The organism is Amycolatopsis sp. NPDC004169 (assembly GCF_040610315.1).
Taxonomy (GTDB): Bacteria; Actinomycetota; Actinomycetes; order Mycobacteriales; family Pseudonocardiaceae; genus Amycolatopsis.
Window position 1 is genome coordinate 144,925 of record NZ_JBEXMD010000019.1, and the last position, 23,662, is coordinate 168,586.

Consider the following 23,662-nt stretch of genomic DNA (forward strand, 5'->3'; position numbering starts at 1 on the left):
GTTTCCGCAGCTCACGGCCGAGTGACGTACGCCGGCAGCGTCATCCGACGGGCGCCGCGTCCCGGGCTCCGCCCCTAGCGTTCCCCCGCAATGTCCAGCGACCGGAGAGACCGATGAAACGCCTCCTTCTCGCCGCCGCCGTGCCGCTCCTGCTGACCACCGTCACGCAGCCGGCCGCCTCGGCAGCAACCCCGGCCCCGTGCGCCGCCGTCGCGGTGCCCGCCCCGCCGGGCGCCAAGATCGAATCCGTGCAGGCCGCACCACGGACGTCGTACTGCGAGCTCACCGTCACGCTCACCCACACCGGCACCGACCACGTCAAGGTCGCCGTGGCCCTGCCGGACACCGGGTGGAACGGCAGGCTGCAGGCCCTCGGCGGCAGCGCCTACGCCGCCGGGAACTTCGACGGGCTCCCGCAGGCGGCCAAGGACGGCTACGCCGCCGTGACCACCGATGCGGGCGTCTCCCTGGACGGCCTCGACACGTCCTGGGCCGTCAAGGACGGTCAGGTCGACCAGACGCTCCTGACCAACTTCGCCACCCGATCGGTGCACGAAGCCGCCTTGGTCGGCAAGGCCGTCACGCAGCGGCACTACCAGCGGCCGATCTCGTACTCCTACTGGACCGGCTGCTCGACCGGCGGCCGCCAGGGCTACTCCGAAGCCCAGAAGTACCCGGAGGACTTCGACGGCATCCTGGCCAACGCGCCCGCCGTCGACTGGACGCGGTTCGCGGTCGCGACCCTCTGGCCGCAGATCGTCATGAACCAAAGTCACGACTTCCCCAGCTCCTGCGTGCTTTCGGCGTTCCGGACGGCCGCGGTCCAGGCGTGCGACGCGCAGGACGGCGTGACCGACGGCATCGTCGACCGGCCGGACGAGTGCGGCTACGACCCGCGCCGCCTGGTCGGGACGAAGGTGGTCTGCGACGGCCACGAGGTCACCGTCACGGCCGCGGACGCCGAGGTCGTGCGCAAGATCTGGGCCGGCCCGGCCGACGAGCACGGCCGCAGGCTCTGGGCCGGGCTGCCGAAGGGCGCCGACTTCACGTGGCTGGCCGGCACCCAGCCCGGCCCCGACGGGACGCTGACCGCGCCGGGCTTCCCGGTCGCCGTCAAGTGGGTGCAGTCGTTCCTGGAGAAGCAGCCGGGGTTCGACACCTCGAAGCTGACGTACGCCCAGTTCGCGGCCCTGTTCCGCCAGTCGGTGCGCGAGTACGACGACGTCATCGGCACGTCCGACCCGGACCTGTCGGCGTTCCGGCGCGCGGGCGGCAAGCTGATCACGTTCGTCGGCGCGAACGACCAGCTGATCCCGCCGAGCGGCACGCTGTCCTACCGCGATCGGGTGGAACGCACGATGGGTGGCGCGCAGCGGGTGAACGGCTTCTACCGGCTGTTCCTCGCGCCGGGCGTCGAGCACTGCTTCGGCGGTGGCGGCCCGGAGCCGACGAACGCGCTCGGCCAGCTGGTCGACTGGGTCGAGCACGGAAAGGCGCCGGCCACGCTGACGGCGGCGGCCGCGGACGGCCGGACCCGCGACCTGTGCCCGCTGCCGCGGGTTTCCCGCTACACCGGCGGTGACCCGGCCACGGCGTCGAGCTACCGCTGCCGCTGAGACCCCGGTCCGCGAGCGCCACCTCCCCCGGCGCTCGCGGACTGGACTTGCAGGTCCAAAATCGGCTCGGCACGCTCGGCTCATGGCACTCGATCAGTACTACCTCCTCGGCCGGTCCGGACTGCGCGTCAGCCGGATCGCCCTCGGCACCATGAACTTCGGCACCGGCGGTTTCCACGCCGCCTACGGCAGGACCGAAGCCGAAGTCCGCCCGATCTTCCGCGCGTACCTCGACGCGGGCGGCAACTTCGTCGACACCGCGGACTTCTACACCGCGGGCGAAAGCGAGACGATCCTCGGCAAGCTCATCGCCGAGGCCGGGGTCCGCGACCGGGTGGTGCTCACCACCAAGTTCACCAACAGCGTCGACCCGGCCGACCCCAACGCCGGCGGCAACGGGCGCAAGCACATGATCCGCGCGCTCGACGCCTCGCTGCGCCGGCTGGGCACCGACCACGTCGACGTCTTCCTGCTGCACACCTGGGACCGGATCACCCCGGTGGAGGAGGTCGTGCGCACGTTCGACGACCTCGTCCGCGCGGGCAAGATCCGCTACCCCGGCCTGTCGGACGTCCCGAGCTGGTACGCGGCGCGGGCGCAGACGCTCGCGGAGGCGCACGCGCTGGCGCCGATGGTGAACCTGCAGCTGCCGTATTCGCTGGTGCAGCGGGAAATCGAGACCGAGCACGTCCCGATGGGACAGACACTCGGCCTCGGCGTCACGGCGTGGAGCCCCCTGGCGGGCGGCTTCCTGACCGGCAAGTACCGCGACGGCGGCGCAGGCCGCCTCAGCGACGCCCCGACCTGGACCGAGCGCGACCGGCAGCTGCTCGAACCCCTCCAGGCGGTGGCCGACCAGCTGGGCGTGACGATGGCCCAGGTGGCGATCAACTGGGTCGCCACCCAGCCGGGCATCGCGGCGGCGATCGTCGGCGCGAGCAGCGCGGACCAGCTCGGCACGAGCATGGCCGCGCTCGACTTCGAGATCCCGGCCGAGCTGCGTGCGCAGCTCGACGAGGCGAGCGCGGTCCCGCCGACGTCGGTGTACCGGATGTTCACCCCGGCCTACCAGAACTGGATCGTCAGCCCGGAGCTGAAGATCGGCGACAAGCCGGCGGGGTACGCGCCACCCGTCCGGAACTGGTAGTCAGCCGGACACCACCGCGCCGCCCTGGATGACGTGGTGGAACTTCTCCGGCTCGGCCAGGACGCCGATGTCGGCCAGCGGATCGCCGGGCACCACCAGCAGGTCCGCGTGCGCGCCCACCGCCAGTGTCCCGATCTCGCCGGTGAGGTTCAGCAGCTCCGCCGCCGTCGAGGTGGCCGAGCGGAGGACTTCCAGCGGGGACTGGGCCTCGGCGCGCAGGCGGAACTCGTGGTTCTGGTGGCGGTGCATGCCGCCGAGCAGGTCCGTGCCGTAGACCAGCTTGACGCCGCCGCGGGCCGCCCGGTCCAGTGCCGCCAGGCCCGCGCCGAGGACGTCGTCCACCTTGCGCCAGCTCGATTCCGGGAGCCCGTGCTCGCGGCCTTCCTCCTTCAGGGCCCAGTACGTCACCAGCGTCGGGACCAGGAACGCGTCGTGCTCCAGGAAGAGCGAAACGCTGCGGTCGTCGAGGAGGTTGCCGTGCTCGATCGAGCGGACGCCGAGCTCCAGCGCGCGGTTCACCGCGCGGGCGGTGTAGGCGTGCGCGGCCACGTACCGGTTGGCCGCCTCGGCTTCCTCGACGATCGCGCGCAGTTCGCCGGCCGAGTACTGCGTCGAGTCGATGCGGTCGGTCGGGGACGCGACGCCACCCGAGGCCATCACCTTGATGTGGTGGGCACCCTTGCGCAGCTCGTCGCGGGCCGCGGCGCGGACCGCGTCCTCGCCGTCGGCCACCCGGCCGAGGCCCGCGCAGCACGGGTGGTCGTCCCGCACCTGGGTGCCGCGGGTGCGGCTGTCGCCGTGGCCGCCGGTCTGGCTCAGCGCGCGCCCGCAGAACAGCAGCCGCGGGCCGCGGAACAGCCCTTCCGCCTGGGCGTCGGCGAGTCCGAAGTCGGCGCCCGAGGCGTCGCGGACCGTGGTGAACCCGCGGTCGAGCATCCGGCTCATGGTGCGGGCGGCGTGCGCGGCCACGTAGGACGGCGACGTCGACGACAGCGAACCCAGGTCGGCGGTCGACGCCGTGACGTGCACGTGCGCGTCGACCAGCCCGGGCAGCACGACCGCGCCCCGCAGGTCCAGCGACCGCACGTCGGCCGCGGCCAGGCCGGGCCCCACCTCGGCGATCCGGCCGTCGGCGCACCGGAGGTCGCCCTCGGTGTATTCGCCGGTGAGCGGGTCGAGCAGGCGGGCGTTGCGCAGCAGCAGGTTCACTGTTCCTCCTTGAGCGCCGGCACGGCCAGCGGGGCGAGCGATTCGGCCACCTCGACGGAATCCTCGTCGTAGGCGCCCTCCGCGTCGAGGATGTTGAGGACGCCGAGCGTCCGGCCGCCGTCGACCACCGGCACGTTGATGATCGAGCCGCAGCCGAGGGATTCGATCAGCCGGTGGTCGGCGAAGATCTCCCGCACCGCCGCCCTGTCCGGCCCGAAGTACGGCTCCTGCGCGGTGATGCACTGCTCGAGCCAGCCGGCCGCGACCTCGACCGTCTTCTCCCCGCCGACCGGGTATTCGGCCGGGTGGCTGCTGTGCACGCGGCGCAGCGCCCGGCGTTCCGGGATCCAGGCGAGCACGGTGAACAGCCGCACGCCGAGCTCGGCGCGCACCTGTTCCTCCACAGTGGACAGACTCACTTCGTCATCTCCTTCGCGGCGGCCTTCGGCCCGCCGTGTTCGGTCAGTTCCTCCAGCGAGCGGCCCGCGGTCGACAGGCCGAAGACGAGCACGCAGAGCACCCCGGCGGCCAGCACCGCCGTCGTCAGCCCGAAGACGCCGGCGAAGCCGAGACTCGCCGCGGACAGGCCGATGATCGTCGGCGCGAGGATGCTGCCGACCCGGCCGAACGCGCTGGACAGGCCGGTGCCGCTGGCCCGGATCCAGGTCGGGAACACCTCGGGCGTGTACGAGTACACCCCGGCGTAGGTGCCGTTGAGGAAGAAGGACAGCACCGCCCCGGCGAGCGTGATCGACCACGGCGCGCTCGTCTGGCTCAGCCAGAACGCGCTCACCGCCGAGCCGGCCAGGTAGAGGGCGATGGTGTGCTTGCGGTCGAGCCGTTCGGACAGCCACGCGGCCGAGAAGTACCCGGGGACCTGGGCCAGGTAGATGATGATCGAGAACTCGAAGCTCTTCGTCACCGTGATGCCGCGCTCCACCAGCAGCGTCGGGATCCAGGAGAAGAAGCCGTAGTAGGAGAAGGTGATCACGAACCAGACGGTCCAGATCACCGCGGTCCGGCGGCGCATCGCGGGGCTCCACAGGAACTTCAGCGCGCTGAGGAGGTTCACCTTCGGCGTCTCGGTGGCGGGCTGGGCGCCGGACGGCGGGACCGGCGGCAGGGTGGTGCCGGTGGCCTTCTCGACGTCCCGCTCGATCTTGGCCACGACGTGCTCGGCCTCGGCGGCCCGCCCGTTGGCGAGCAGGAACCGCGGCGACTCGGGCAGCGACCGGCGCCACCACAGCAGCATCACGATCGGCAGCGCGGTGACCAGCTGCGCGACCCGCCAGCCCTGGTCGAACGACGGCACGACGAACCGCCCGATCAGCGCGGCCGCGACGAAGCCGAAGGAGAAGAACCCGGCGAGCGCACCGACGAACCAGCCCCGCCGCTTGGCCGGGACGAACTCGGAGAGGAAGGGCGCGATGATCGCGCTCTCGGCGCCCGCGCCCGCCCCGGCGAGCACGCGGGCGCCGAGGAAGACCTCGTAGTTCGGCGAGAAGGACGCGACGACGGAGAACAGCGCGTAGAAGGCCAGCGCGTACATCATGACCTTCTTGCGGCCGATGCGGTCGCCGAGCAGGCCGGCCGCGATGGCGCCGAAGAGGAAGCCGAACGGCGTCGCGGAGCCGATCAGGCCGAGCTGGCCGTTGTCGAGGTGCCACGCGGCCTTGGCGCTGGGCAGCAGGAAGGCGACGACCGCCGAGTCCATGCCGTCGAAGGTGTAGCCGAGCCCGCCGATGAGCAGCAGTTTGTAGTGGGGACGGCTCAGCGGGAGCCGGTCCAGTCGAGCCAGCAGCGTCATGGGGAACGCCTTCCGTCGGGGAGTGTCGACAACATAAACTGCAGTTCGTCAAAACTGCAATGTTCTTTGCAAAACTGGGTGCGTTACGGTGCACCCGACCCGAGGGGAGGCGCCGAGGTGGCGGAGACCGACGACGGTTTCGAGGCGTGGCTGCGCGACCGGCTGCCCGAGCGCGGGCTGCGCCCGAAGTCGGCCGCGGTGCTCGAGGTCCTGGTGTCCCAGCCGCGGCGGGCGTCGTTCGGGTCGACGGCCGAGCTGGCGCAGCTGGCCGGGGTCAACGTCGCCACGGTGACGCGCACGGCCCAGGCGCTGGGGTTCGCGGGCTGGCCGGCGCTGCAGCAGGAGCTGCGCGCCCGGTACATGTCGTCGCTGAGCGCACCGCAGGTGGCGGAGGAGCACCGCGGCGTCGACTCACCGGGGTCGGCGTCTCTCCGGCGCGACCTCGACAGCCTCGCGCTGCTCAACCGGCGCTTCGACGAGCCGGTGCTGCGGACGGTCGCCCAGGCGGTGGCGGCGGCCCGCCGCACGCTGGTGATCGCGGACGGGAGCTACGCGGCGGTGGGGATGGCGATGGCCCACAACGCCCGCCTGGCGGGCTACGACGTCCACGCGGTGACGGCGGGCGACGCGGAACTGGCCAACCAGACGGCCAAGCTCACGGCGGACGACGTCCTGGTGGCGATCAGTTTCTGGCGCCTGTACGAGAGCACGGTCCTGGCGGCGAACGAGGCCCGCACCCGCGGCGCGCGGGTCTTCGCGATCACGGACGCGGCCAGCCCGGCCCTGGCGGGAGCGGCGGAGGAAGTGCTGATGGTGCCGGCGGAGGGGGTGACGTTCTTCCCGTCGCTGACGGCGGGGATGGCGCTGGTCCAGGCGATCGTGGCCCAGCTGGCGGCGGTCGACCCGGGCCGCACGAGCGCCTCGATCGAGGCGGCGGAGGCGATGTGGTCCCGGTTCGACCTGCTGCACCGGCGGCCGAGCGCGAAATCCGGGTGACCGGACCGCGCCACGACCGGCTCCGGAGCACCGCCGACCTGGTCCCGCCCGGCCCCCTGCGCATACGGATGCGGGCGCGACCGACCCCGGCCGCGCCCGCATCCGCGCTGTTCAGTGCCGCGCCGGTCCGCCGTCCGCCGAGCTCATCCGCTTCGTGAACCGGGCCGCCACGTCCCGCAGCTTGATGTTCGTGTGCTGGGACTCCACGATCAGCCGCTGCATCGCCGCGTCCTCGTTGACGCGGTGGATCAGCATCAGCATGCCCTTGGCCTGTTCGATCACCGCCCGCGTCTCCATCGCGTTGCGCAGCTCGTCCGCCAGCCGCCTCGCCTCGCGGTAGCGGCGGGTCAGGCGCAGCACCGTCTCCACGCACAACGTGAACAGGCGCAGCACCTTCGTGTCGAACTCGTGGTAGCCGTGGCTCTCGAACCCGAACAGCGTGATCGCGCCCACCAGCGTGTCGTCCACCCGCAGCGGGACCGCCAGGTAGCTGCCCACGCCCAGTTCCTTGGCCGCCGCCACGAATTCGGGCCACTGGTCGCCCGTCTCGGGGACCGCCACGCGGACCACTTCGCCCGTCAGTGCCGCCAGCAGGCCCGGTCCGTCGCCTGCCGCGTACTGGACGTCGTCGATGCGCCGGGCTCGCTCGTCGGTGAACGCCGCGGTCTGGGTCACACCGTCGCGGACGACCATGATGCTGGCCAGGTCCGCGTCCGGGACCACCCGGACCGCCTCGCCGCAGACCGCGTCGAGCAGGCCGGGCGTGTCGGACATCGATTCGAGGACCCCGACGAGATCGGCCAGCACCGCGTTCAGCTCGTCGACCCGCGCCGCCATGCCGTCGCCAGTGGTCGGCAAGGCCCACCCCTCCCATGCGTCAAGCGGCGAGCACGGGTTCGGGCTCGCCAGCAGCGTCAACAGAGACCACCGCTGGCGTTTCAACGGGTCCGGAGGAATTCTACCGGCCGCGGGACCGCGGTTTGACGTAGGCCGCGCCGGGTAGCCGCCGGACATGGACAATCCGGCTGTTGACGACGAGCTGTGGGCGGAGTTCCACCGGGTGGTGAACATGACCTCCCGCGAGCTGGAGGACTGGCTGCGCACCCGCGACGCGGGCCCGGAGACCGAGCCGCTCCCCGACGAGGCAGGCCCCCTGACCGGTCACCAGGTACTGGGCGTCCTGCGCAAACGGCGGACCGACGTGGACGAACACGACGCGGACGTGATGCGCAAGGTGGTCGACCGGGTGCTCTCCGAGCGCCGGGACGACCTGGAACCCACCGCCGGCCAGGCCCACTGGCGGCACCGGCTGATGTCGATCGGCCACGACCCGCTGAAACCCGCCTGACGCCCGTGAAGGCCGCCACCGGCGAGCCGGTGGCGGCCTTCACGGGGTGCGCACTCAGCGGGCGACGGCCTGCCAGCGCTGGTTGGGCCCGTTGGTCGGCTTGTACAGCCCGATCGGGGCGCCGTCCGCACGCGACTCGCCGATGACGTCGAGCAGCTGCCCGGTGCCCGCGTTGACGAACGTCCAGGTGCCGTCGCCGGTGGTGGACAGCGTCCACTCCGCCGCCGGGTCGCCCGTGCCCGCGGCGGCCAGCGTCACCGCGCCGCCGGAGGTGCTGAGCACCTGGCCCGTGCCGGCGTTGGTGATGGTGAACCGGTCGCGGTTGCCGTGGCAGCCCGTGCGGTCGGTCAGCGTCCAGCGCTGCGCCGCCGCCGAGGCGTCCGTCGTGCGCTGCACCAGCGAGCCGTTCTCCGCCGACAGCGACTTGCCGCTCTGCACGCCGGTGAGGCTGACCGGCTTGCCCGAGCCGATGCCCGTGCCCGCCGCGGCCGAGGAGACGCCGTTGACGAGGAAGCTCGTCACCGAACGCGCCGGCACCCGCAGCGTCACGCGGGAAGACGTCACCTTCACCGGCTTACCCCGCTTCAGCGCCCCCGTGACATCGGTGACGACCGGCGTCACCGAGGCGCCCGGCCGGACGTTCCGGAAGCCCGACAGGTCCAGCGTGACGTCCTGGGCGTCCGTGCCCGCGTTGGTGTGCACCACCGTCGCGAGGTCCTCGCCGCGCATGGCCACCGTGGACGCGGTGTCGTCCACCCCGATCAGGCGATCACCCGGCCGGATGTAGTGGGTGAAGTTCCGCATCGTGTTGAACTTCGTGTTCGTCCTGATCCGGCACGTCTGCAGCGTGGCGTTCGCCGGGCAGTCGAACGGGACCTGGATCTCGCCCCAGTTCATCCCGGCCGCGGACTCGCCGCCCGGCTTCATGTTGTTGTAGTCCTCGATCGGCTGCCAGCTGACCCACGCACTCGGTTCCAGCAGGCGCAGGTCGTCGGTGATCTGCTTGGCCATGCCGAGGCCGGGGTCCATGTCGGTGAAGTCCTGCCGGTCCAGCCAGCTGCCGCCGACCTCGCTCATCCACAGCGGCTTGCCCGCGCCCTTGGCCAGGTCGCGCGGGACCGGGCGGTTGCCGGTGCCGTAGGTGTGCACGTTGAGCCGGCCCGCCGCGGCGCGGGCGTCGGCCGACCAGCCTGCCCAGTCCGCGGCGAAGATGTCCGGGTTGGTCTCGTCGGGGGCGGAGACGATCGCCCGCGAGCCGGCCGCCTTCAGCGCCGAGGCCATGGCCGGGATCAGCTGCGACTGGACCGCCGGGCCGATGTGCGCGCCTTCCTGACGGCCGCCGGTCGGGTTGCCGTCCGCGCCGAGCGTGGTCTTCCAGTAGTTCGTGTTGGGCTCGTTCAGCGGGTTCACCGACGCGAACTTGATGCCGTGCGCCTTTTCCAGGGTGCGCACCGCCTGCGTGAGGTACGCGGTGAAGTCGCCGATCTTGTCGGCGCGCAGCTGCTCGTCGGTGGCGTTGAAGCCGCCCGAGACGTACCCGGAGACGGTCTGGAAGTACGGCGGCGAGTTGCTGAACGCCTCCCACTTCGTGACCTGGTTCTTGATCTTGTCGACCCACCAGCGCTGGTCGGGGTCGGCCTTCGGGTCGAACTCGGCCGGGTCGCCCGGCGTCCACCAGTCCTTGTCGGCGCGGGTGGTGCCGGCCGGCGCCTTCCACCAGCCCGGCACCGCGGCCCCCGCACGCAGGTACGACGGGACGTCGGGGGCGTTGCCGCCGCCGACGTTGAACCGGGCGATGTTCAGGTTCAGCCCGTCCGGGCCGAAGACCAGGTCGGCCAGCTTGTTCCGGACGGCATCGGGGTAGCCGCCGGTCGCCTCGGCCATCCACGCCAGGCTGGCGCCCCAGCCGTCGAACGGCTGCTGCCGGTACGTCGGATCCGGCTTGACCGTCACGGCGGTGGCCGCTTCCGCCGGTGCGGCCACGACCGCGCCGCCCATCAGAGGTACACAAAGGACGGTGAGCAAACGCCGCAAGTTCATCGTCGAACTGCCCTTCGGGTGCGGTGGGGACTTTTCTCAGGCCTCGGTGTGGCCCAGCAGCGGCCGCGGCACGAAGCGGGCCGCGGGGTCGAGCATCGTGCCGAGTTCCAGCACGACCAGTTCGTTGGCGCCGGCCCGGACCACCGGGCGCGGCACGTACAGCGTCCGTTGCGGACCGCGCCGCCAGTACCGGCCGAGCGCGAACCCGTTGAACCAGGCCACGCCCTTGCCCCACTCGCCGGTGTCGAGGAACAGGTCGGCTGGCTCGTCGACATCGATGTCGGCGCGCAGCAGCACCGGCCCCGCCACGGCACCCGCCACGGACGACGGCGACGAAGGGCGCAGCGAAGGCAGCGCGGCCAGGTCGAACGGCAGCACGTCCCACCCGGCCAGCGGCTCGCCGTGCAGCGACGCCCCGCCGATGATGCCCTTCGCCTCGCCGATGCGCGGCCCGTAGTCGACGCGGCCCTGGTCTTCGACCAGCACCAGCAGCTCGCCGGTCGCGCGCGGCAACGGGATCGCGCGCTCGTGGTGGTCCCGGCTGAGCGTGCCCACGAGGTCGCCGTCGAAGAACACCGTGGCGCGGTCGCGGACCTCGCCGAAGGTCAGCACGCCGGGCCGGTCGCCCTCGATCCGCGTGCGCAGCAGCGCGAGCTGCGGCATCGGCATCAGGTCGTCGAACGCGGGCAGCTCCTCGTGGAACTCCCAGGTGCCCCAGCGTTCCGGGGCGTCGAGCAGCCGCACCGGGTCGCCCAGCGCGCCGGACGGCGTCGGCGCGGGCCGGGCCGGCGGCGGGACCGTGTCGGGCACCTTGTGGTAGCGGGCGATCACGTCGCGGAAGGCGTGGTACTTCGGCGTCGGGTCGCCGGCTTCGTCCAGCGGCGCGTCGTAGTCGTAGGAGGTGATCAGCGGCTGGTAGACGCCCTTGTCGTTGGCGCCGTTGGTAAGACCGAAGTTGGTGCCGCCGTGGAACATGTACAGGTTGACCGACGCGCCCGCGGCGAGCAGCGCGTCCAGCTCCGCCGCCGAGTCCGCGGCCGGGGTCGTGTGGTGGTGGGCGCCCCAGTGGTCGAACCAGCCGTTCCAGAACTCGCTGCACATCAGCGGTCCGGTCGGCTGGTGCTCCCGCAGGACCGCCAGCCGCGCCTCGGCGCCGGAACCGAAGGACGCGGTGCGGTGCAGTCCGTCGAGGCTGCCCGCGGCCAGCATCTCCGGCGTCGGCTGGTCCACTGTGGTCAGCGGGACGGTGACGCCGGCCGCGCGCGTGTGCTCGGCCAGCGCCTTCAGGTACCGCTTGTCGTCGCCGAACGCGCCGTACTCGTTCTCCACCTGGACCAGCAGCACCGGCCCGCCCCGGTCGATCTGGTGCGGGACGACGACCTCGTACACCTTGCTCAGGTAGTCGCGGACCGCGTCCAGGTACTTCGGCTCGTACCGGCGCACGCCGACCGACGGGTCCCGGAACAGCCAGGCCGGCAGCCCGCCGTTGTCCCACTCGGCGCAGATGTACGGGCCGGGCCGCACGATCGCGTACATCCCGGCGTCGGCGACGAGCCGCAGGAAGCGGTCGAGGTCGAGGCCGCCGGAGAGGTCGAACACGCCGGACTCGGGGGCGTGCGCGTTCCACGCCACGTACGTCTCGATCGTGTTGAGCCCCATCCGGCGGGCCTTGTCGATCCGGTCGGCCCACAGGTCCGGGTGCACCCGGAAGTAGTGCAGGGCACCGGAAAGGATCCGGAACGGACGGCCGTCGAGCAGGAAGTCGTGCTCCCCGATGGCGAACTCAGGCATCCGGGCCCGCCTGCGGGGTCAGCTGCAGCACGGTCCAGGACAGGGGTGGCAGTGTCACGGTGATGGTGGTCCCCCCGGGAACGGACGTCGCGACCGTGCCGGGTAGCGGCACCGGCCGGACCGGTTGCGAGTCGGCGGTGTTCACGGCGTGGCGGGTCTCGCCATCCGGAGTGGTCAGCGTTTCGGCGGCGTACACGCCGAACCGGGCGCCGCGCAGGCGGAGGCGCACCTCGGTCGGAGACGCCGTCGCGCGGTTGGTGAGGAACACCGCCCCGCGGCCGGAATCCTCGACCGTCGCGGCGACGTCGACGAGGTCGACTTCGCCGTGCTGCGCGGTGCGCAACCGGTCACCGTCGACGGACAGGCGCAGGCTCGCCCCACCGGCCAGCGAGGCCACCTGCCGGAACGGGTGGAACGTCGTCTGCCGCCACGCCGGGCCGCCGGGCTCGGAGCGGATCGGCGCGATGACGTTCACCAGCTGCGCCTGGTTGGCCATGGTGACCCGGTCGACGTTGCGCAGCAGCGAACTCAGCAAGGAGCCGACGACGACCGCGTCGGTCACCGTGTAGGTGTCCTCGATGATCCTCGGGTGCTGCCGCCAGCCGCCCTCGGCGAGCTTCGCCTGGTCGACCTCGTTCCAGCGGCGCAGGTCCCAGACGTTCCACTCGTCGACGCTGATCCCGATCTTCTTGTCCAGGCCCAGCTCGGCGAGGGTTTCGTCGATGACACCCGCGGTCGTGCGGATGTAGCGGTCCAGCGCCGCCCCGCTGGCCAGGTAGCTGTCGGTGTCGCCGTGCAGCTCCTGGTAGTAGGCGTGCAGCGAGATGTGGTCGACCAGCTCGGCGGTGTGGCGCAGCACCGTGCGCTCCCACTCGCCGAACGTCGGCATGTCGGCGTGCGAGCTGCCGGCGACGACCAGTTCGAGGCCGGGGTCGATCATCCGCATCAGCCGGGCGGTCTCGGCGGCCAGGCGGCCGTACTCCTCGGCCGTCTTGTGGCCGATCTGCCACGGGCCGTCCATCTCGTTGCCCAGGCACCACAGCCTGAAGCCGAACGGGCGCTCGGCGCCGTTGGCGCGCCGCCGCTCGCTCAGCCGGGTGCCGCCGTCGATGTTGCAGTACTCCAAGACGTCGGCGGCTTCCTGGATGCCGCGGGTGCCGAGGTTGACGGCGTACATCACCTCGGCACCCGCGGCTTCGGCCCACGCGACGAACTCGTGCAGGCCGAAGCGGTTGGACTCGACGCTGTGCCACGCCGGGTCCAGCCGGGCCGGCCGTGATTCGACCGGCCCGACGCCGTCTTCCCAGCGGTAGCTGGAAACGAAGTTGCCACCGGGGTAGCGGAGCACGGTCGGGCCGAGTTCCCGGACCAGCTCCAGCACGTCACCGCGGAAGCCGCGGTCGTCCGCCGTGGGGTGGCCGGGCTCGTACAGCCCGGTGTAGACGGACCGGCCCATGTGCTCGACGAACGAGCCGAAGAGGCGACGCGGGACCGGGCCGATGACCTGGCCCGCGTCACCTTCGATGTCGACGGTCATCCGGCGCTGACCGTGAAGCCCTGCTGGTTGCCGTAGTCGACCAGCGCTTGCTGCCAGCCCGCCAGCCCGGCGTCGAGGCCGGTGTTCGCGAGGTAGGCCTTGCCGACGGTGTCGCTGTAGATGCTGTTGGCGTAGGTCTGGAACGGCAGGTAGGTCCAGCCCGGCGCGACGTCCTTCGACGCCTGGGTCAGCACCTGGTTGACCTTCTGGCCCCCGAAGTACGGCAGCGCCTCGTCGACGAACGCGGGCGAGGACAGGTCGGCCGTGGTGGACGGGAAGCCGCCGCTCTTGATGAACGGCTGGACGCCGCCGCCGTGGTTGAGCCAGCGGACGAACGCCGCGGCCAGCGCCGGGTTCTTGCTCTGCTTCACCACGGACTGGGCGCTGCCGCCGTTCTCCGCGGTGACCGCCTTCTGGCCGTCGTAGGTCGGCATCGGCGCCACGGCCCACTTCCCGCTGCCCGCGGTCACCGAGGAGATGAAGTTGCCCGGCATCCAGGCGCCGGTCGGCAGGGTCGCGATGGTGCCGTCGCCGAGGGCGCGGAACCAGTCGTCGGACCAGCCCGCGATCGGCGAGAGCAGCTTGCCCTCGACCAGCTGGTTCCAGACCGACGTCCACTTCTTGGTGCCCTCGTCGCCGAAGTTGATCTTCACGTTCCGGCCGTCGACGGAGAACGGGTGCCCGCCCGCCTGCCAGATCATGCTCAGCGTGAACCCGGCGTCCCCGGTGTCGGCGGTGATGTACTTGGTGGGGTCGGCGGTGTGCAGCTTCTTGGCCGCGTCGACGTACTCGGCCCAGGTCTTCGGCACGGCGATGCCGTACTTGCCGAAGACCTCCTTGTTGTAGAACAGCGCCATCGGGCCGGAGTCCTGCGGCAGGCCGTAGACGCCGTTGCCGTTCTTGACCTGCGCCCAGGTGGAGGCGCTGTAGTCCTTCTCGAACGAGCCGAAGCCGTAGGAGTTGAGGTCGACCAGCGAGTCGGTCAGCGCGAACTGCGGGAGGGCGTAGTACTCGATCTGGGCGACGTCGGGGGCACCCGAGCCGGCCTTGATCGCGTTCTGCAGCTTGGTGTACTCGTCCTTGTTGGTGCCCGCGTTGACGTAGTTGACCTTGACGTTCGGGTATTCCTTCTGGAACGCGGCCACCTGGTCCTTCGCCGACGGCGTCCAGCTCCAGTAGGTGATCTCGCCGCCGGCCTTCAGCGCGGCGTCGACGGAGTCCTGGCTGCCGGTGGCGGCGGCGGGCGCGGACGACGAGCCGCCCCCGGACGAGCAGCCGACCGCCAGAGCGGCGGCCAGCACCAGGGCGGCGGCCGCCCTGGCGTGGTTGCGGATGCGTGACATCGAGTGTCCCTTCACGGCGGTGTGACGGCGGGTTACTGCTTAACGCTTCCGGCGCTCAGCCCGGACTGCCAGAACCGTTGCATGAGCAGGAAAGCGACGACGAGGGGGATGATGGTGAGCAACGACCCGGTGAGGACCAGGTTGAAGATCGGCTGGGCGCCGGCGCCGTTGGCCTGCGCGCTCCACTGGTTGAGCCCGACGGTCAGCGGGTACCACTTCGGCTCGCTGAGCATGATCAGCGGCAGGAAGTAGTTGTTCCACGTCTGCACCATGGTGAACAGCGTGACCGTGATGATCCCGGGGACCAGCTGGCGCAGGGTCACGGTGAGGAAGATCCGCAGCTCGCCCGCGCCGTCGATCCGCGCCGCCTCCAGGAGCTCGTCCGGGATCGCGTCGGCGGCGTAGACCCAGATCAGGTACAGGCCGAACGGGCTGATCAGCGACGGGATGATGACGGCCAGCGGCGTGTTGGTCAGCCCGAGCTTGCTGAACATCAGGAACGTCGGCACGGCCAGCGCGGTCGGCGGCACGGCCACGGCCCCGAGGACGACGGCGAACACGCCGCGGCGGCCCGGGAAGCGATACTTGGCCAGCCCGTAGCCGGCGGCCGTGGCGAGGATCGTCGCGCCACCGGCCCCGACCACGACGTACAGCAGGGTGTTGCCGAGCCAGCGGAAGAAGATGCCGTCGTTGTAGCCGAACGTCTTGCCGATGTTGTCGAACAGGGCGAACGAGTCGCCGAAGGACAGGCCCGACGTCGAGAACAGCGCGGGCTGGGTCTTGGTCGCGTTGATGATCAGCCACACCAGCGGGACCAGGGTGTAGAGCAGGTAGAGCGCCATGAAGCCGGTGAGGACACGCGACTTCCGGGGCTTCGTCACCGAGAACCGCGTCTTGGGAAGGACGGCCACGTCACATCTCCTTCCGGGAGCCGCGCAGCTGCACGACGTAGGCGATGACCGCGGTGATCACGCCCATCACGATGGCGACGGCGGCGGAGTAGTTGTACTGCTGCCCGTTGAAGGAAAGGTTGTAGGCGTACATGTTCGGCGTGTAGTTCGTGACGATCATGTTGGGCACGAGGTTGCGCATGATGTTGGGCTCGTTGAACAGCTGGAAGCTGCCGATGATCGAGAAGATCGTCGCGACCACGATGGCGCCGCGGATCGCGGGGAGCTTGACCGACAGGATCGTGCGGAACGTACCGGCGCCGTCGATCGCGGCCGCTTCGAACAGTTCCTTCGGGATCACCTTCAGCGCGGAGTAGAAGATGAGCATGTTGTAGCCCACGAACTCCCACGTGACGATGTTCCCGATCGACGTGAGCAGCCAGTTCTGCGACAGCGGCTTGACGGAGTCGGTGCCCAGCAGGTGGTTCAGGTCCGCGGCGAGTCCGAAGTGGTCACCGTAGATGAAGCCCCACATCAGCGCGGCGACGACGGCGGGGACCGCGTACGGCAGGAAGATCACGATCCGGAAGAAGCCGGCGGCGTGCAGCCGGGCGCTGTCGATCGCCAGCGCGGCGATCAGCGCGAGCACCAGCATGATCGGCACCTGCACGGCGAGGAACACCAGGACGCGGCGGAACGCTTCCCAGAACTTCGGGTCGCCGAAGACCTGGACGTAGTTGTCGGCGCCGACGAAAACCGTGCCGCCGAAGAAGGCCTGGTCCCGGAAGAGGCTCAGCACGAAGGCGTACACGACGGGCGCGATGAACGTCAGCGCGAACACCAGCATGAAGGGGGCGACGAAGAGCCAGCCCCGCCATTTCCGCCGCGGCCGGCGGGCCGCGGGCGCCCGGCGCGCGGGCACCGGGACGGGCGGAGCCGCTGTGGACGTCATCGTCTCTCCGAGTGATCGCGTGTGCCGGGTGCTGGACCCGGCGGGATGTTTACGTCAACATGGACGGCCGCAGAGTAACGTGTTGACGTAAACATGTCCAGGACACCGAGGAGTGACCGTGCCGCGCCAGACAGCGACGTCGTCCGCACCCGGCCCCGCGCGGCGCCGGGGCCCGTCGATGGCGGACGTGGCCCGCGAGGCGGGGGTGTCGGGCCAGACGGTGTCCCGCGTCGCGAACGGCAAGACCAATGTGGACGACGCGACACGCGAGCGGGTCCTGGCCGCGATGCGGCGCGTCGGCTACCGGCCCAACAGCGCGGCCCGCGCCCTGCGCAACGGCCAGTTCCGCAGCATCGGTGTGATCATTTCGGCCCTCCCGACGTTCGGCAACAGCCGCACCCTCGACGCCATCGCGGCGGCGGTCGTCGACGAGGGGTTCTCGATCATTCTGATGCCGGTGACCCGCCCGACCCAGGGCGAGGTGACGGGGGCGTTCAGCACGCTGAACGAGCAGGCCGTCGACGGCGTCATCATCCTCATCGAGCAACACCAGCTTGACCAAAGCGAAATCGAACTGCCGCACGGGCTTCCGGTGGTGGTGATCGACTCGAGCGCGCGGTACGACTACCCGGTGGTGGACAACGACCAGGCGGACGGCGCGGCCCGGGCGACCAGCCACCTGCTGTCACTGGGGCATTCGACGGTCTGGCACATCGCGGGGCCCCCGCAGTCGTATTCGGCGGAGCGGCGCCGGAAGTCGTGGCAGGCCACTTTGGAACGCGCGGGCCGTTCCGTTCCCCCGGTGGTGGCCGGCGACTGGTCGCCGGAGTCGGGTTACCGGGCGGGCTTGCGCTTGGCGGCGGACCCGGCGGTGACGGCGGTGTTCGCGGCGAACGACCAGATGGCGCTGGGGCTGCTGCGCGCGTTGCACGAGACGGGCCGGGAGGTGCCGGCGTCGGTGAGCGTGGTGGGGTTCGACGACATGGAGGAGTCGGCCCACTTCTGGCCCCCGCTGACGACGATCCGCCAGTCGTTCGAGGCGGTGGGCCGGCACGCGGTGCACGCCCTGCTGTCCGAAATCGAGACGGGCACGGAGGCCGGCGAACCGGTCCTGCTCCCGACGGAGCTGGTCATCCGGTCCAGCACCGCCCCACCCCCCGCGTGACTGCGGGGGTATAACGCGTGTCCCGAAAGGCATCACGCGTGATCAGGCGGGCATCAGCGCGATGCCCCGCCAATCACGCGTGATGCCCCTCCGATCACAGGTGATGCCCGCTCGAGCACGCGAACCGACCCTCCGGATACGCGAACCGACCGCCTGGGTACGCGAACCGACTCTCTGGGTACGCGAGGCGACGGGCCCGGCGGGGAATTGGTCGTTTCAGGCGGGCGGGGCGGGGGAATTACCGGCCACCAAGCCGGGAACCCCGGTACCCCCAACGTCCCAGTGGCGTAGACCATTCGGCGCCACCGCACGGAAACGAGGCTGTCATGCTCGCCATTCTCGCCGCCGTTCTCTTCGGGCTCGCCCTGCTCATGGAGCTCGCCGGGTTCGGACTGGGGCCGGTGATCACCACCGGGACCCTCACCACCGCCGGGCTGCTGTGCGTTGCCCTGCACCTGGCCGGCATCGCCACCGACCGGTCGCGGTTCACCCGGCGGCGGCGGCGCTGACCTGCCGCAGCACCTGGGCGAACACCTCCGTCGACTGGGCGCCCGCCACGCCGTAGCGCTGGTCGATCACGAAGAACGGGACGCCGGACGCGCCGAGGGCGCGGGCCTGCTCTCCGTCCGCCGCCACTTCCGCTTCGTACGCGTCGGACTCGAGCACCGCCCGCGCCTCGGCTGCGTCCAGACCCGCTTCCGCCGCCAAAGACACCAGCGAATCGCGGTCGAACAGCGACCGGCGCTCGGTGAAGTGCGCCGCGTAGAACCTGTCCACGACAGCATCGGCCAGACCGTGTGAAGCCGCGAGGTGGACCAGGCGGTGGCCGTCGACCGTGTTGCCCATGTGGACGCCGTCGAGGTGGTACTCGAGGCCGTCGGCCGCCGCTCGCTCCTCCATCTGGGCTTCCATCGCGTCCGCCTCCTCCAGGGTGCGGCCGTACTTCTCGGACAGCACCTCACGCGTCGGCCGGGACTTGCCACGCGGGAACGACGGGTCGAGCTGGAACGAGTGGTGCACCACCTCGACGTCGGCACCCACCTCGGCCACCGCCCGCTCGAAGCGGCGCTTGCCGAGGTAGCACCAGGGACAGACCAGATCGGACCAGATGTCTACGCGCACGCACCCAGCTAACCGAAGGGATGCCGCGCACTTCAAGGTAACCGGCCTCCACCAGCGGACTAGGGTTGGCGCGGTGACCGTCTCGACCGACGACATCGTCCGGCACGCCGCCCGCCTGCTGATGGCCGGGACGCGCCTCGACCTCGGCCGGATGGCCGCCGAGCTCGGGATCTCGCGCACCACCTTCTTCCGCCGCGTCGGCAACCGCGACGACCTGATGGGCGCCGCCCTGCGGCTGCTGTCCGACCGGACCTGGCAGCGCGCGCTCGACGGCTGGCGCGCCGAACACGGCGACGCGGTCCGCACCCCCTACGGCCGGCTGCGCTGCCTCTGGGTCATGGAGGCCTACCGCCGCGAGGTCGCCGGCAGCGAAGGCATGCGCAAGCTCATCGAAGCGGAGTCGAACGTCGCGCTCCGCGTGCTCACCGATCCGCGCGGTGCCGTCCAGCCCGGGCTGGTCGACGCGCACGTCGAGCTCTTCCACGCCGACGCCGAAGCGGCCGGGCTGGCCCCGCTGGTCGGGCTGCCGGACCTGGCCTTCGCGGTCGTCCGGCTCGGCGAGTCCTTCCTCTACTCCGACGTCCTGGCCGCCCGCTCGGTGGACCTGACCGTCGCGACGACGCTGATCGACACCCTGGTTCGCGGCGCCCTGGATCCGGTCCGGGTGCACTGAGCGACCGCCCAGTTCGTCAGACCACTCCCCCGTTCGGAGGATGTGGAACATTTCGCCAAGGTGTTTCATAGGCGACGGGAAAGCGGTTACCCCGCACCCCGCCCGCGGCATGTCTTCCCGTTGCCGTGCACCAGTTCTGCCGATCCGCCCGTCTGTGTCCGGGCGCGCTTTCGCCTGCCCGGGGAAAGAGAGCGATCCATGTCTGCACTCACCGGCCCGCCGACGACGTCCGGCTTGCGTGAGAAAATTTCCCGCCGCCGGCCGTGGCGCGCCAAGGCCACCGGCGTCGTGCTGGCCGCGCTGGCGCTGACCACCGCGGTCGCCGCGCCGGCGCCCGCCGCCGCGAACCCCTACGAGCGGGGCCCCGACCCGACCACGGCCAGCATCGAAGCCACCCGCGGCTCCTTCGCGACCAGCACCGACACGGTGTCGCGGCTGGCCGTCTCCGGCTTCGGCGGCGGCACCATCTACTACCCGACGACCACGACCGCCGGCACGTTCGGCGCGATCTCGATCGCGCCGGGCTTCACCGCCACCCAGTCGAGCATCGCCTGGCTGGGCCCGCGCCTGGCTTCGCAGGGCTTCGTCGTGTTCACCATCGACACCCTGACCACCTCCGACCAGCCCGACAGCCGCGGCAGGCAGCTGCTGGCCTCCTTGGACTACCTGACCCAGCAGAGCTCGGTGCGCTCGCGCATCGACAGCAGCCGGCTCGGCGTCGTCGGGCACTCCATGGGCGGCGGCGGCACGCTCGAAGCGTCGCGGTCACGCCCGTCGCTGCAGGCCGCGGTGCCGCTGACCGGCTGGAACCTGACGAAGAACTGGTCGACGCTGCAGGTGCCGACGCTGGTCGTCGGGGCGCAGTCGGACACCGTCGCGCCGGTGGCGACCCACTCGATCCCGTTCTACACGAGTCTTCCGTCCACTCTGGACCGCGCGTACCTCGAACTGCGCGGCGCCAGCCACTTCGCGCCCAACTCGCCGAACACGACGATCGCGAAGTACACGCTGTCGTGGCTCAAGCGGTTCATCGACAACGACACCCGCTACGAGCAGTTCCTCTGCCCGATCCCCCGCACCGACCTGTCCATTTCGGACTACCGGGGCAACTGCCCGCACAACGGCTAGCCGCCGAGGGTCACGACCACCTTGCCCTTGGCGTGCCCTGATTCCGAGTGAACGAACGCGGCGCGCAGGTCGTCGAACGGGTAGCTCCGGTCGACGACCGGCGTGACCGCGCCCCGCTCCACCAGGCCGGCCAGCTCGCGGAGGGCGGCCGCCTTGTCCTGGCACGCCACCGCATCCGCGAGCACCACCCGCCGCCGGGCGAACGGGCCGGACGCCAGTGCGGCGAAGACGTGCCCCGCGGGCTGCACCCACCGTCCGGCCGGGCCGCCCACGGCGACGAACGTGCCGGTCCGCGCGAGCACCCGGCGGCAGGCGAACACCGTCCGGCTGCCGGCGATGTCCAGCAGGACGTCGTAGCGGCGCTCGCTGCGCGTGAAGTCCTCGGCCCGGTAGTCGAAGACGTGCTCCGCGCCGAGTGCGTGCACCGCCGAAGCGTTGGCCGCGCCGCAGACGGCGTCGACGTGCGCCCCGAGCGCCCGAGCCAGCTGGACGGCGAAGGTGCCGACCCCGCCGGAAGCGCCGTTGACCAGCACCCGCTGCCCGGCTTCGACACCCCGCAGGGCCACCAGCGCGGTGACGGCCGCCATCGGCATCGCCGCCGCCTGCTCGTGCGTGAGGTTCGACGGCATCGGCGCCAGCAGGTCTTCGGGCACGCAGACGTACTCGGCGTGCGCACCGCACGGCAGCAGCGCGTAGACGTCGTCGCCGGGCCCGAACTCCTCGCCCGCCGACGCGACCCGGCCGGCCAGATCGCACCCGAGCACGCCCACCGGCGGGCGCCGCAGGCCGAACCCGCCGGTCATCAGCCGGGCCACGTACGGCTCGCCTCTGAGGAAGTGCCAGTCGTACGGGTTGACCGAAGTGGCGTGCACCCGCACCAGCACCTCGCCGGGACCGGGCACCGGCTCGGGCACGTCTTCCCAGGTCAAGCCGTCCGGCGGGCCATACGCGCGTTGCACCAGAGCCTTCATGACGTCTCCCTTACGTTGTAAGTCGTACGTCGTAAGTTAGCTCCGGGCCGAGCGGCGGGTCAAGGAGGACTTACGTTGTACGATCACTCCGTGACCACCGAAGCCCGGATCCCGCTGAGCCGGGAACGCGTGCTGCGGGCGGCCGTCGCGCTCGCCGACGAGCACGGCCTGGGCGCGGTGACGATGCGCCGGCTGGCCGAGGACCTCGGCGCCGAGGCGATGTCGCTCTACTACCACGTGGCCAAGAAGGAAGACGTGCTCGACGGGATCGTCGAGGTGGTCGCCGAGGAGGTCAACGACGCCGTGGCGGGGGTGGCACCCGGCCCGGACTGGAAGCAGACGGCCCGGCGGCGCATCCTCGCCGCCCGGCAGGTGTTCCTCCGCCACCGCTGGGCGCCCGGCCTGTTCGGCACGCGCTCGGCGACGAGCCTCGCGGTGCTGAAGTACTACGACGGCCTGGTCGGCCTGATGCGCGAAGGCGGATTTTCCCACGACCGGATCCACCACGCCCTGCACGCGCTGGGCAGCCGCGCGCTCGGGTTCAGCCAGGAGCTGTTCGACCCGAACGCCGGCGCGTCGGCCGACGTCCCCGCGGAACTGGCCGCCCAGCTGCCGAACCTGGTCGGGATGCTGGCCGAGATCGCCCACGACGACCCGGACTCGACCCTGGGCTGGTGCGACGACCAGGCGGAGTTCGAGTTCGGCCTGGACCTCGTCCTCGACGGTCTCGACCGGCTGCGCTAGTCCACCAGCTGGGACATCCGGCCGTCCGGGGGCAGAATCGACACCGTGTCACGACCACTGCGGAAGCTCGGCTTCCTGACCATCGGCCTGTTCGACCCGGCCGACCCGCGCCGCGGCCACGAGTCGACGCTGGAGATCATCGAACTGGGCGAGCGGCTCGGGTTCGACAGCGCCTGGGTGCGCCACCGGCACCTGCAGCACGGCATCTCCTCGCCGGTCGCCGTGCTGGCCGCCGCGTCGCAGCGGACCAGCCGGATCGAGCTCGGCACCGCGGTGATCCCGCTCGGCTGGGAGAACCCGCTGCGGCTGGCCGAGGACCTCGCCACCGTCGACCTGCTCTCCGGTGGGCGGCTCAACCCCGGGCTCAGCGTCGGCCCGCCGATGCGCTGGGACGACGTCAAGCACGCCCTCTACCCGGACACCGCGGACGCCGAGGACTTCTCCTACAACCGCGTGCAACGGCTGCTGGACTTCGTGCGCGGCGAGCCGGCCACCGGGTTCAGCGGCACCCAGGGCTTCGAGGTGTTCTCCGACCGCGTCCAGCCGCAGGCACCCGGCCTCGGCGACCGGCTCTGGTACGGCGGCGCGAGCCTGCGCTCGGCGGAGTGGGCGGGCAAGCACCGGATGAACTTCCTGACCAGCAGCGTGGTCAAGGCCGAAAGCGAAAGCACCGACTTCGCCGAAATCCAGCTTTCGCACATCCGGACCTTCCGCGAGCACCACCCCGCCGGGCGCATTTCGCAGGGGCTCGTCGTGATCCCGACCGACAGCGCGACACCGGAACAGCGCGCGAAATACGAGGCTTACGCCGAAAAACGGCTGCCGCGCACTGCGGAACCGCAGGGTCCCGCGCGGATGCTGTTTTCCCCCGATTTCGTCGGCACGTCCGCGGAAATCGCCGAGCGCCTGCACGCACACCAGGCGTTCCGCGAGATCGACGAGGTGGCTTTCGCCTTGCCGTTCACCTTCGAACACGAAGACTACGTGCAGATCCTCACCGACATCGCGGAACGCCTGGGTCCCCTGCTCGGACGTTAGATCACTTGTTGGTGCCCGGGGTCAGCACCTTGTCGATCACGAAGACGGTCGCGTTCTTGGTGGGGATGTTGCCGCACAGGATCTTCGCGCCGTTGATCGTCATGTTCTCGCCCGAGCCCTCGATCTTCACCGGGCCGCCGGCGGT

23 protein-coding genes are annotated in these 23,662 nt (G+C 71.1%); 10 read left to right on the forward strand and 13 right to left on the reverse strand.

Features of this window, described 5'->3' with window-relative positions:
• Window positions 1-113: 113 nt before the first annotated feature.
• Window positions 114-1,616: a tannase/feruloyl esterase family alpha/beta hydrolase gene (locus tag ABZX11_RS25400; RefSeq protein ID WP_354917098.1), complete on the forward strand. Its 1,503-nt coding sequence runs from the start codon at window positions 114-116 to the stop codon at window positions 1,614-1,616.
• Between the two features lie 82 nt (window positions 1,617-1,698).
• Window positions 1,699-2,763 carry an aldo/keto reductase gene (locus ABZX11_RS25405; protein WP_354917101.1) on the forward strand — a complete coding sequence of 355 codons (1,065 nt, stop codon included), beginning with the start codon at window positions 1,699-1,701 and terminating at the stop codon, window positions 2,761-2,763.
• Here the strand turns inward: ABZX11_RS25405 and ABZX11_RS25410 are convergent, their stop codons facing one another.
• Genes ABZX11_RS25410 through ABZX11_RS25420 form a run of 3 tightly spaced genes read right to left on the reverse strand, consistent with a single transcriptional unit; the run spans window position 2,764 to window position 5,779 of the window.
• A complete protein-coding gene (locus ABZX11_RS25410) occupies window positions 2,764-3,972 on the reverse strand; it encodes an amidohydrolase family protein (protein ID WP_354917104.1) in 1,209 nt (402 codons plus the stop codon). It abuts the gene before it with no gap.
• Window positions 3,969-4,391 (reverse strand): GAF domain-containing protein, encoded by a 423-nt coding sequence (locus tag ABZX11_RS25415; protein WP_354917107.1) that lies wholly within the window; start codon window positions 4,389-4,391, stop codon window positions 3,969-3,971. The genes ABZX11_RS25410 and ABZX11_RS25415 overlap by 4 nt, the downstream gene beginning before the upstream one ends.
• Entirely contained in the window at window positions 4,388-5,779 is a 1,392-nt protein-coding gene (locus ABZX11_RS25420) for an MFS transporter (protein WP_354917110.1), read from the reverse strand. Before ABZX11_RS25420 ends, ABZX11_RS25415 begins: the two co-directional genes overlap by 4 nt.
• Before the next feature lie 117 nt (window positions 5,780-5,896).
• On the opposite strand from ABZX11_RS25420, the gene ABZX11_RS25425 reads away from it, so the two are divergent.
• Window positions 5,897-6,775 carry a MurR/RpiR family transcriptional regulator gene (locus ABZX11_RS25425; RefSeq protein ID WP_176175451.1) on the forward strand — a complete coding sequence of 293 codons (879 nt, stop codon included), beginning with the start codon at window positions 5,897-5,899 and terminating at the stop codon, window positions 6,773-6,775.
• A gap of 111 nt (window positions 6,776-6,886) precedes the next feature.
• On the opposite strand, the gene ABZX11_RS25430 is transcribed toward ABZX11_RS25425, so the two are convergent.
• Complete coding sequence (locus tag ABZX11_RS25430; RefSeq protein WP_176178223.1) at window positions 6,887-7,612, reverse strand: GAF and ANTAR domain-containing protein; 726 nt, start codon at window positions 7,610-7,612, stop codon at window positions 6,887-6,889.
• A gap of 175 nt (window positions 7,613-7,787) precedes the next feature.
• Between ABZX11_RS25430 and ABZX11_RS25435 the strand changes: the two genes are divergently transcribed.
• Window positions 7,788-8,123 carry a DUF3140 domain-containing protein gene (locus tag ABZX11_RS25435; RefSeq protein ID WP_176175450.1) on the forward strand — a complete coding sequence of 112 codons (336 nt, stop codon included), beginning with the start codon at window positions 7,788-7,790 and terminating at the stop codon, window positions 8,121-8,123.
• Window positions 8,124-8,177: 54 nt separating this feature from the next.
• Here the strand turns inward: ABZX11_RS25435 and ABZX11_RS25440 are convergent, their stop codons facing one another.
• From ABZX11_RS25440 to ABZX11_RS25465, 6 genes are all read right to left on the reverse strand, one after another.
• A complete protein-coding gene (locus tag ABZX11_RS25440; protein WP_354917113.1) occupies window positions 8,178-10,121 on the reverse strand; it encodes an RICIN domain-containing protein in 1,944 nt (647 codons plus the stop codon).
• 78 nt (window positions 10,122-10,199) lie between these two features.
• Complete coding sequence (locus ABZX11_RS25445; protein ID WP_354917116.1) at window positions 10,200-11,954, reverse strand: beta-galactosidase family protein; 1,755 nt, start codon at window positions 11,952-11,954, stop codon at window positions 10,200-10,202.
• Complete coding sequence (locus ABZX11_RS25450) at window positions 11,947-13,491, reverse strand: alpha-L-arabinofuranosidase C-terminal domain-containing protein (RefSeq protein WP_354917119.1); 1,545 nt, start codon at window positions 13,489-13,491, stop codon at window positions 11,947-11,949. The genes ABZX11_RS25445 and ABZX11_RS25450 overlap by 8 nt, the downstream gene beginning before the upstream one ends.
• Window positions 13,488-14,834, reverse strand: coding sequence for a sugar ABC transporter substrate-binding protein (locus ABZX11_RS25455; protein WP_354917122.1), 1,347 nt, complete (start codon window positions 14,832-14,834; stop codon window positions 13,488-13,490). The genes ABZX11_RS25450 and ABZX11_RS25455 overlap by 4 nt, the downstream gene beginning before the upstream one ends.
• 32 nt (window positions 14,835-14,866) lie before the next feature.
• Window positions 14,867-15,676, reverse strand: a complete 810-nt coding sequence (locus tag ABZX11_RS25460) for a carbohydrate ABC transporter permease (RefSeq protein ID WP_176178222.1) — start codon at window positions 15,674-15,676, stop codon at window positions 14,867-14,869.
• Between the two features lie 70 nt (window positions 15,677-15,746).
• Complete coding sequence (locus ABZX11_RS25465; protein ID WP_176175445.1) at window positions 15,747-16,676, reverse strand: sugar ABC transporter permease; 930 nt, start codon at window positions 16,674-16,676, stop codon at window positions 15,747-15,749.
• A 112-nt stretch (window positions 16,677-16,788) separates the two neighbouring features.
• On the opposite strand from ABZX11_RS25465, the gene ABZX11_RS25470 reads away from it, so the two are divergent.
• The gene (locus ABZX11_RS25470; RefSeq protein WP_176175444.1) at window positions 16,789-17,841 is read left to right on the forward strand and encodes a LacI family DNA-binding transcriptional regulator; all 1,053 of its coding nucleotides are present in this window, start codon (window positions 16,789-16,791) and stop codon (window positions 17,839-17,841) included.
• Window positions 17,842-18,167: 326 nt separating this feature from the next.
• Window positions 18,168-18,350 (forward strand): hypothetical protein, encoded by a 183-nt coding sequence (locus ABZX11_RS25475; protein WP_176175443.1) that lies wholly within the window; start codon window positions 18,168-18,170, stop codon window positions 18,348-18,350.
• Here ABZX11_RS25475 and ABZX11_RS25480 read toward each other — a convergent pair.
• Window positions 18,328-18,951 (reverse strand): DsbA family oxidoreductase, encoded by a 624-nt coding sequence (locus ABZX11_RS25480; RefSeq protein WP_354917146.1) that lies wholly within the window; start codon window positions 18,949-18,951, stop codon window positions 18,328-18,330. The two genes, ABZX11_RS25475 and ABZX11_RS25480, sit on opposite strands and share 23 nt — an antisense overlap.
• An 85-nt stretch (window positions 18,952-19,036) precedes the next feature.
• Between ABZX11_RS25480 and ABZX11_RS25485 the strand changes: the two genes are divergently transcribed.
• Both ABZX11_RS25485 and ABZX11_RS25490 read left to right on the forward strand, forming a co-directional pair.
• Window positions 19,037-19,636, forward strand: coding sequence for a QsdR family transcriptional regulator (locus ABZX11_RS25485; RefSeq protein WP_354917127.1), 600 nt, complete (start codon window positions 19,037-19,039; stop codon window positions 19,634-19,636).
• A gap of 198 nt (window positions 19,637-19,834) precedes the next feature.
• Window positions 19,835-20,764, forward strand: coding sequence for an alpha/beta hydrolase (locus tag ABZX11_RS25490; RefSeq protein WP_354917130.1), 930 nt, complete (start codon window positions 19,835-19,837; stop codon window positions 20,762-20,764).
• Here ABZX11_RS25490 and ABZX11_RS25495 read toward each other — a convergent pair.
• Window positions 20,761-21,735 (reverse strand): NAD(P)-dependent alcohol dehydrogenase, encoded by a 975-nt coding sequence (locus ABZX11_RS25495; protein WP_354917133.1) that lies wholly within the window; start codon window positions 21,733-21,735, stop codon window positions 20,761-20,763. The two genes, ABZX11_RS25490 and ABZX11_RS25495, sit on opposite strands and share 4 nt — an antisense overlap.
• Window positions 21,736-21,825: 90 nt before the next feature.
• On the opposite strand from ABZX11_RS25495, the gene ABZX11_RS25500 reads away from it, so the two are divergent.
• Window positions 21,826-22,479, forward strand: a complete 654-nt coding sequence (locus ABZX11_RS25500; protein ID WP_354917136.1) for a TetR/AcrR family transcriptional regulator C-terminal domain-containing protein — start codon at window positions 21,826-21,828, stop codon at window positions 22,477-22,479.
• A 45-nt stretch (window positions 22,480-22,524) separates the two neighbouring features.
• Entirely contained in the window at window positions 22,525-23,517 is a 993-nt protein-coding gene (locus ABZX11_RS25505; RefSeq protein WP_176175437.1) for an LLM class flavin-dependent oxidoreductase, read from the forward strand.
• A gap of 1 nt (window position 23,518) precedes the next feature.
• On the opposite strand, the gene ABZX11_RS25510 is transcribed toward ABZX11_RS25505, so the two are convergent.
• On the reverse strand, window positions 23,519-23,662 hold a 144-nt coding region (locus tag ABZX11_RS25510), incomplete at its 5' end, for a fasciclin domain-containing protein (protein WP_354917149.1).

What these genes read in the sequence shown, in the direction of transcription:
- ABZX11_RS25400 (WP_354917098.1), top strand. Translation starts at nt 114, where the DNA reads ATGAAACGCCTCCTTCTCGCCGCCGCCGTGCCGCTCCTGCTGACCACC.
- ABZX11_RS25405 (WP_354917101.1), top strand. Translation starts at nt 1,699, where the DNA reads ATGGCACTCGATCAGTACTACCTCCTCGGCCGGTCCGGACTGCGCGTC.
- ABZX11_RS25420 (WP_354917110.1), bottom strand. Translation starts at nt 5,779, where the DNA reads ATGACGCTGCTGGCTCGACTGGACCGGCTCCCGCTGAGCCGTCCCCAC.
- ABZX11_RS25430 (WP_176178223.1), bottom strand. Translation starts at nt 7,612, where the DNA reads ATGGCGGCGCGGGTCGACGAGCTGAACGCGGTGCTGGCCGATCTCGTC.
- ABZX11_RS25435 (WP_176175450.1), top strand. Translation starts at nt 7,788, where the DNA reads ATGGACAATCCGGCTGTTGACGACGAGCTGTGGGCGGAGTTCCACCGG.
- ABZX11_RS25440 (WP_354917113.1), bottom strand. Translation starts at nt 10,121, where the DNA reads ATGGGCGGCGCGGTCGTGGCCGCACCGGCGGAAGCGGCCACCGCCGTG.
- ABZX11_RS25445 (WP_354917116.1), bottom strand. Translation starts at nt 11,954, where the DNA reads ATGCCTGAGTTCGCCATCGGGGAGCACGACTTCCTGCTCGACGGCCGT.
- ABZX11_RS25450 (WP_354917119.1), bottom strand. Translation starts at nt 13,491, where the DNA reads ATGACCGTCGACATCGAAGGTGACGCGGGCCAGGTCATCGGCCCGGTC.
- ABZX11_RS25455 (WP_354917122.1), bottom strand. Translation starts at nt 14,834, where the DNA reads ATGTCACGCATCCGCAACCACGCCAGGGCGGCCGCCGCCCTGGTGCTG.
- ABZX11_RS25460 (WP_176178222.1), bottom strand. Translation starts at nt 15,676, where the DNA reads ATGGCGCTCTACCTGCTCTACACCCTGGTCCCGCTGGTGTGGCTGATC.
- ABZX11_RS25465 (WP_176175445.1), bottom strand. Translation starts at nt 16,676, where the DNA reads ATGACGTCCACAGCGGCTCCGCCCGTCCCGGTGCCCGCGCGCCGGGCG.
- ABZX11_RS25475 (WP_176175443.1), top strand. Translation starts at nt 18,168, where the DNA reads ATGCTCGCCATTCTCGCCGCCGTTCTCTTCGGGCTCGCCCTGCTCATG.
- ABZX11_RS25490 (WP_354917130.1), top strand. Translation starts at nt 19,835, where the DNA reads ATGTCTGCACTCACCGGCCCGCCGACGACGTCCGGCTTGCGTGAGAAA.
- ABZX11_RS25495 (WP_354917133.1), bottom strand. Translation starts at nt 21,735, where the DNA reads ATGAAGGCTCTGGTGCAACGCGCGTATGGCCCGCCGGACGGCTTGACC.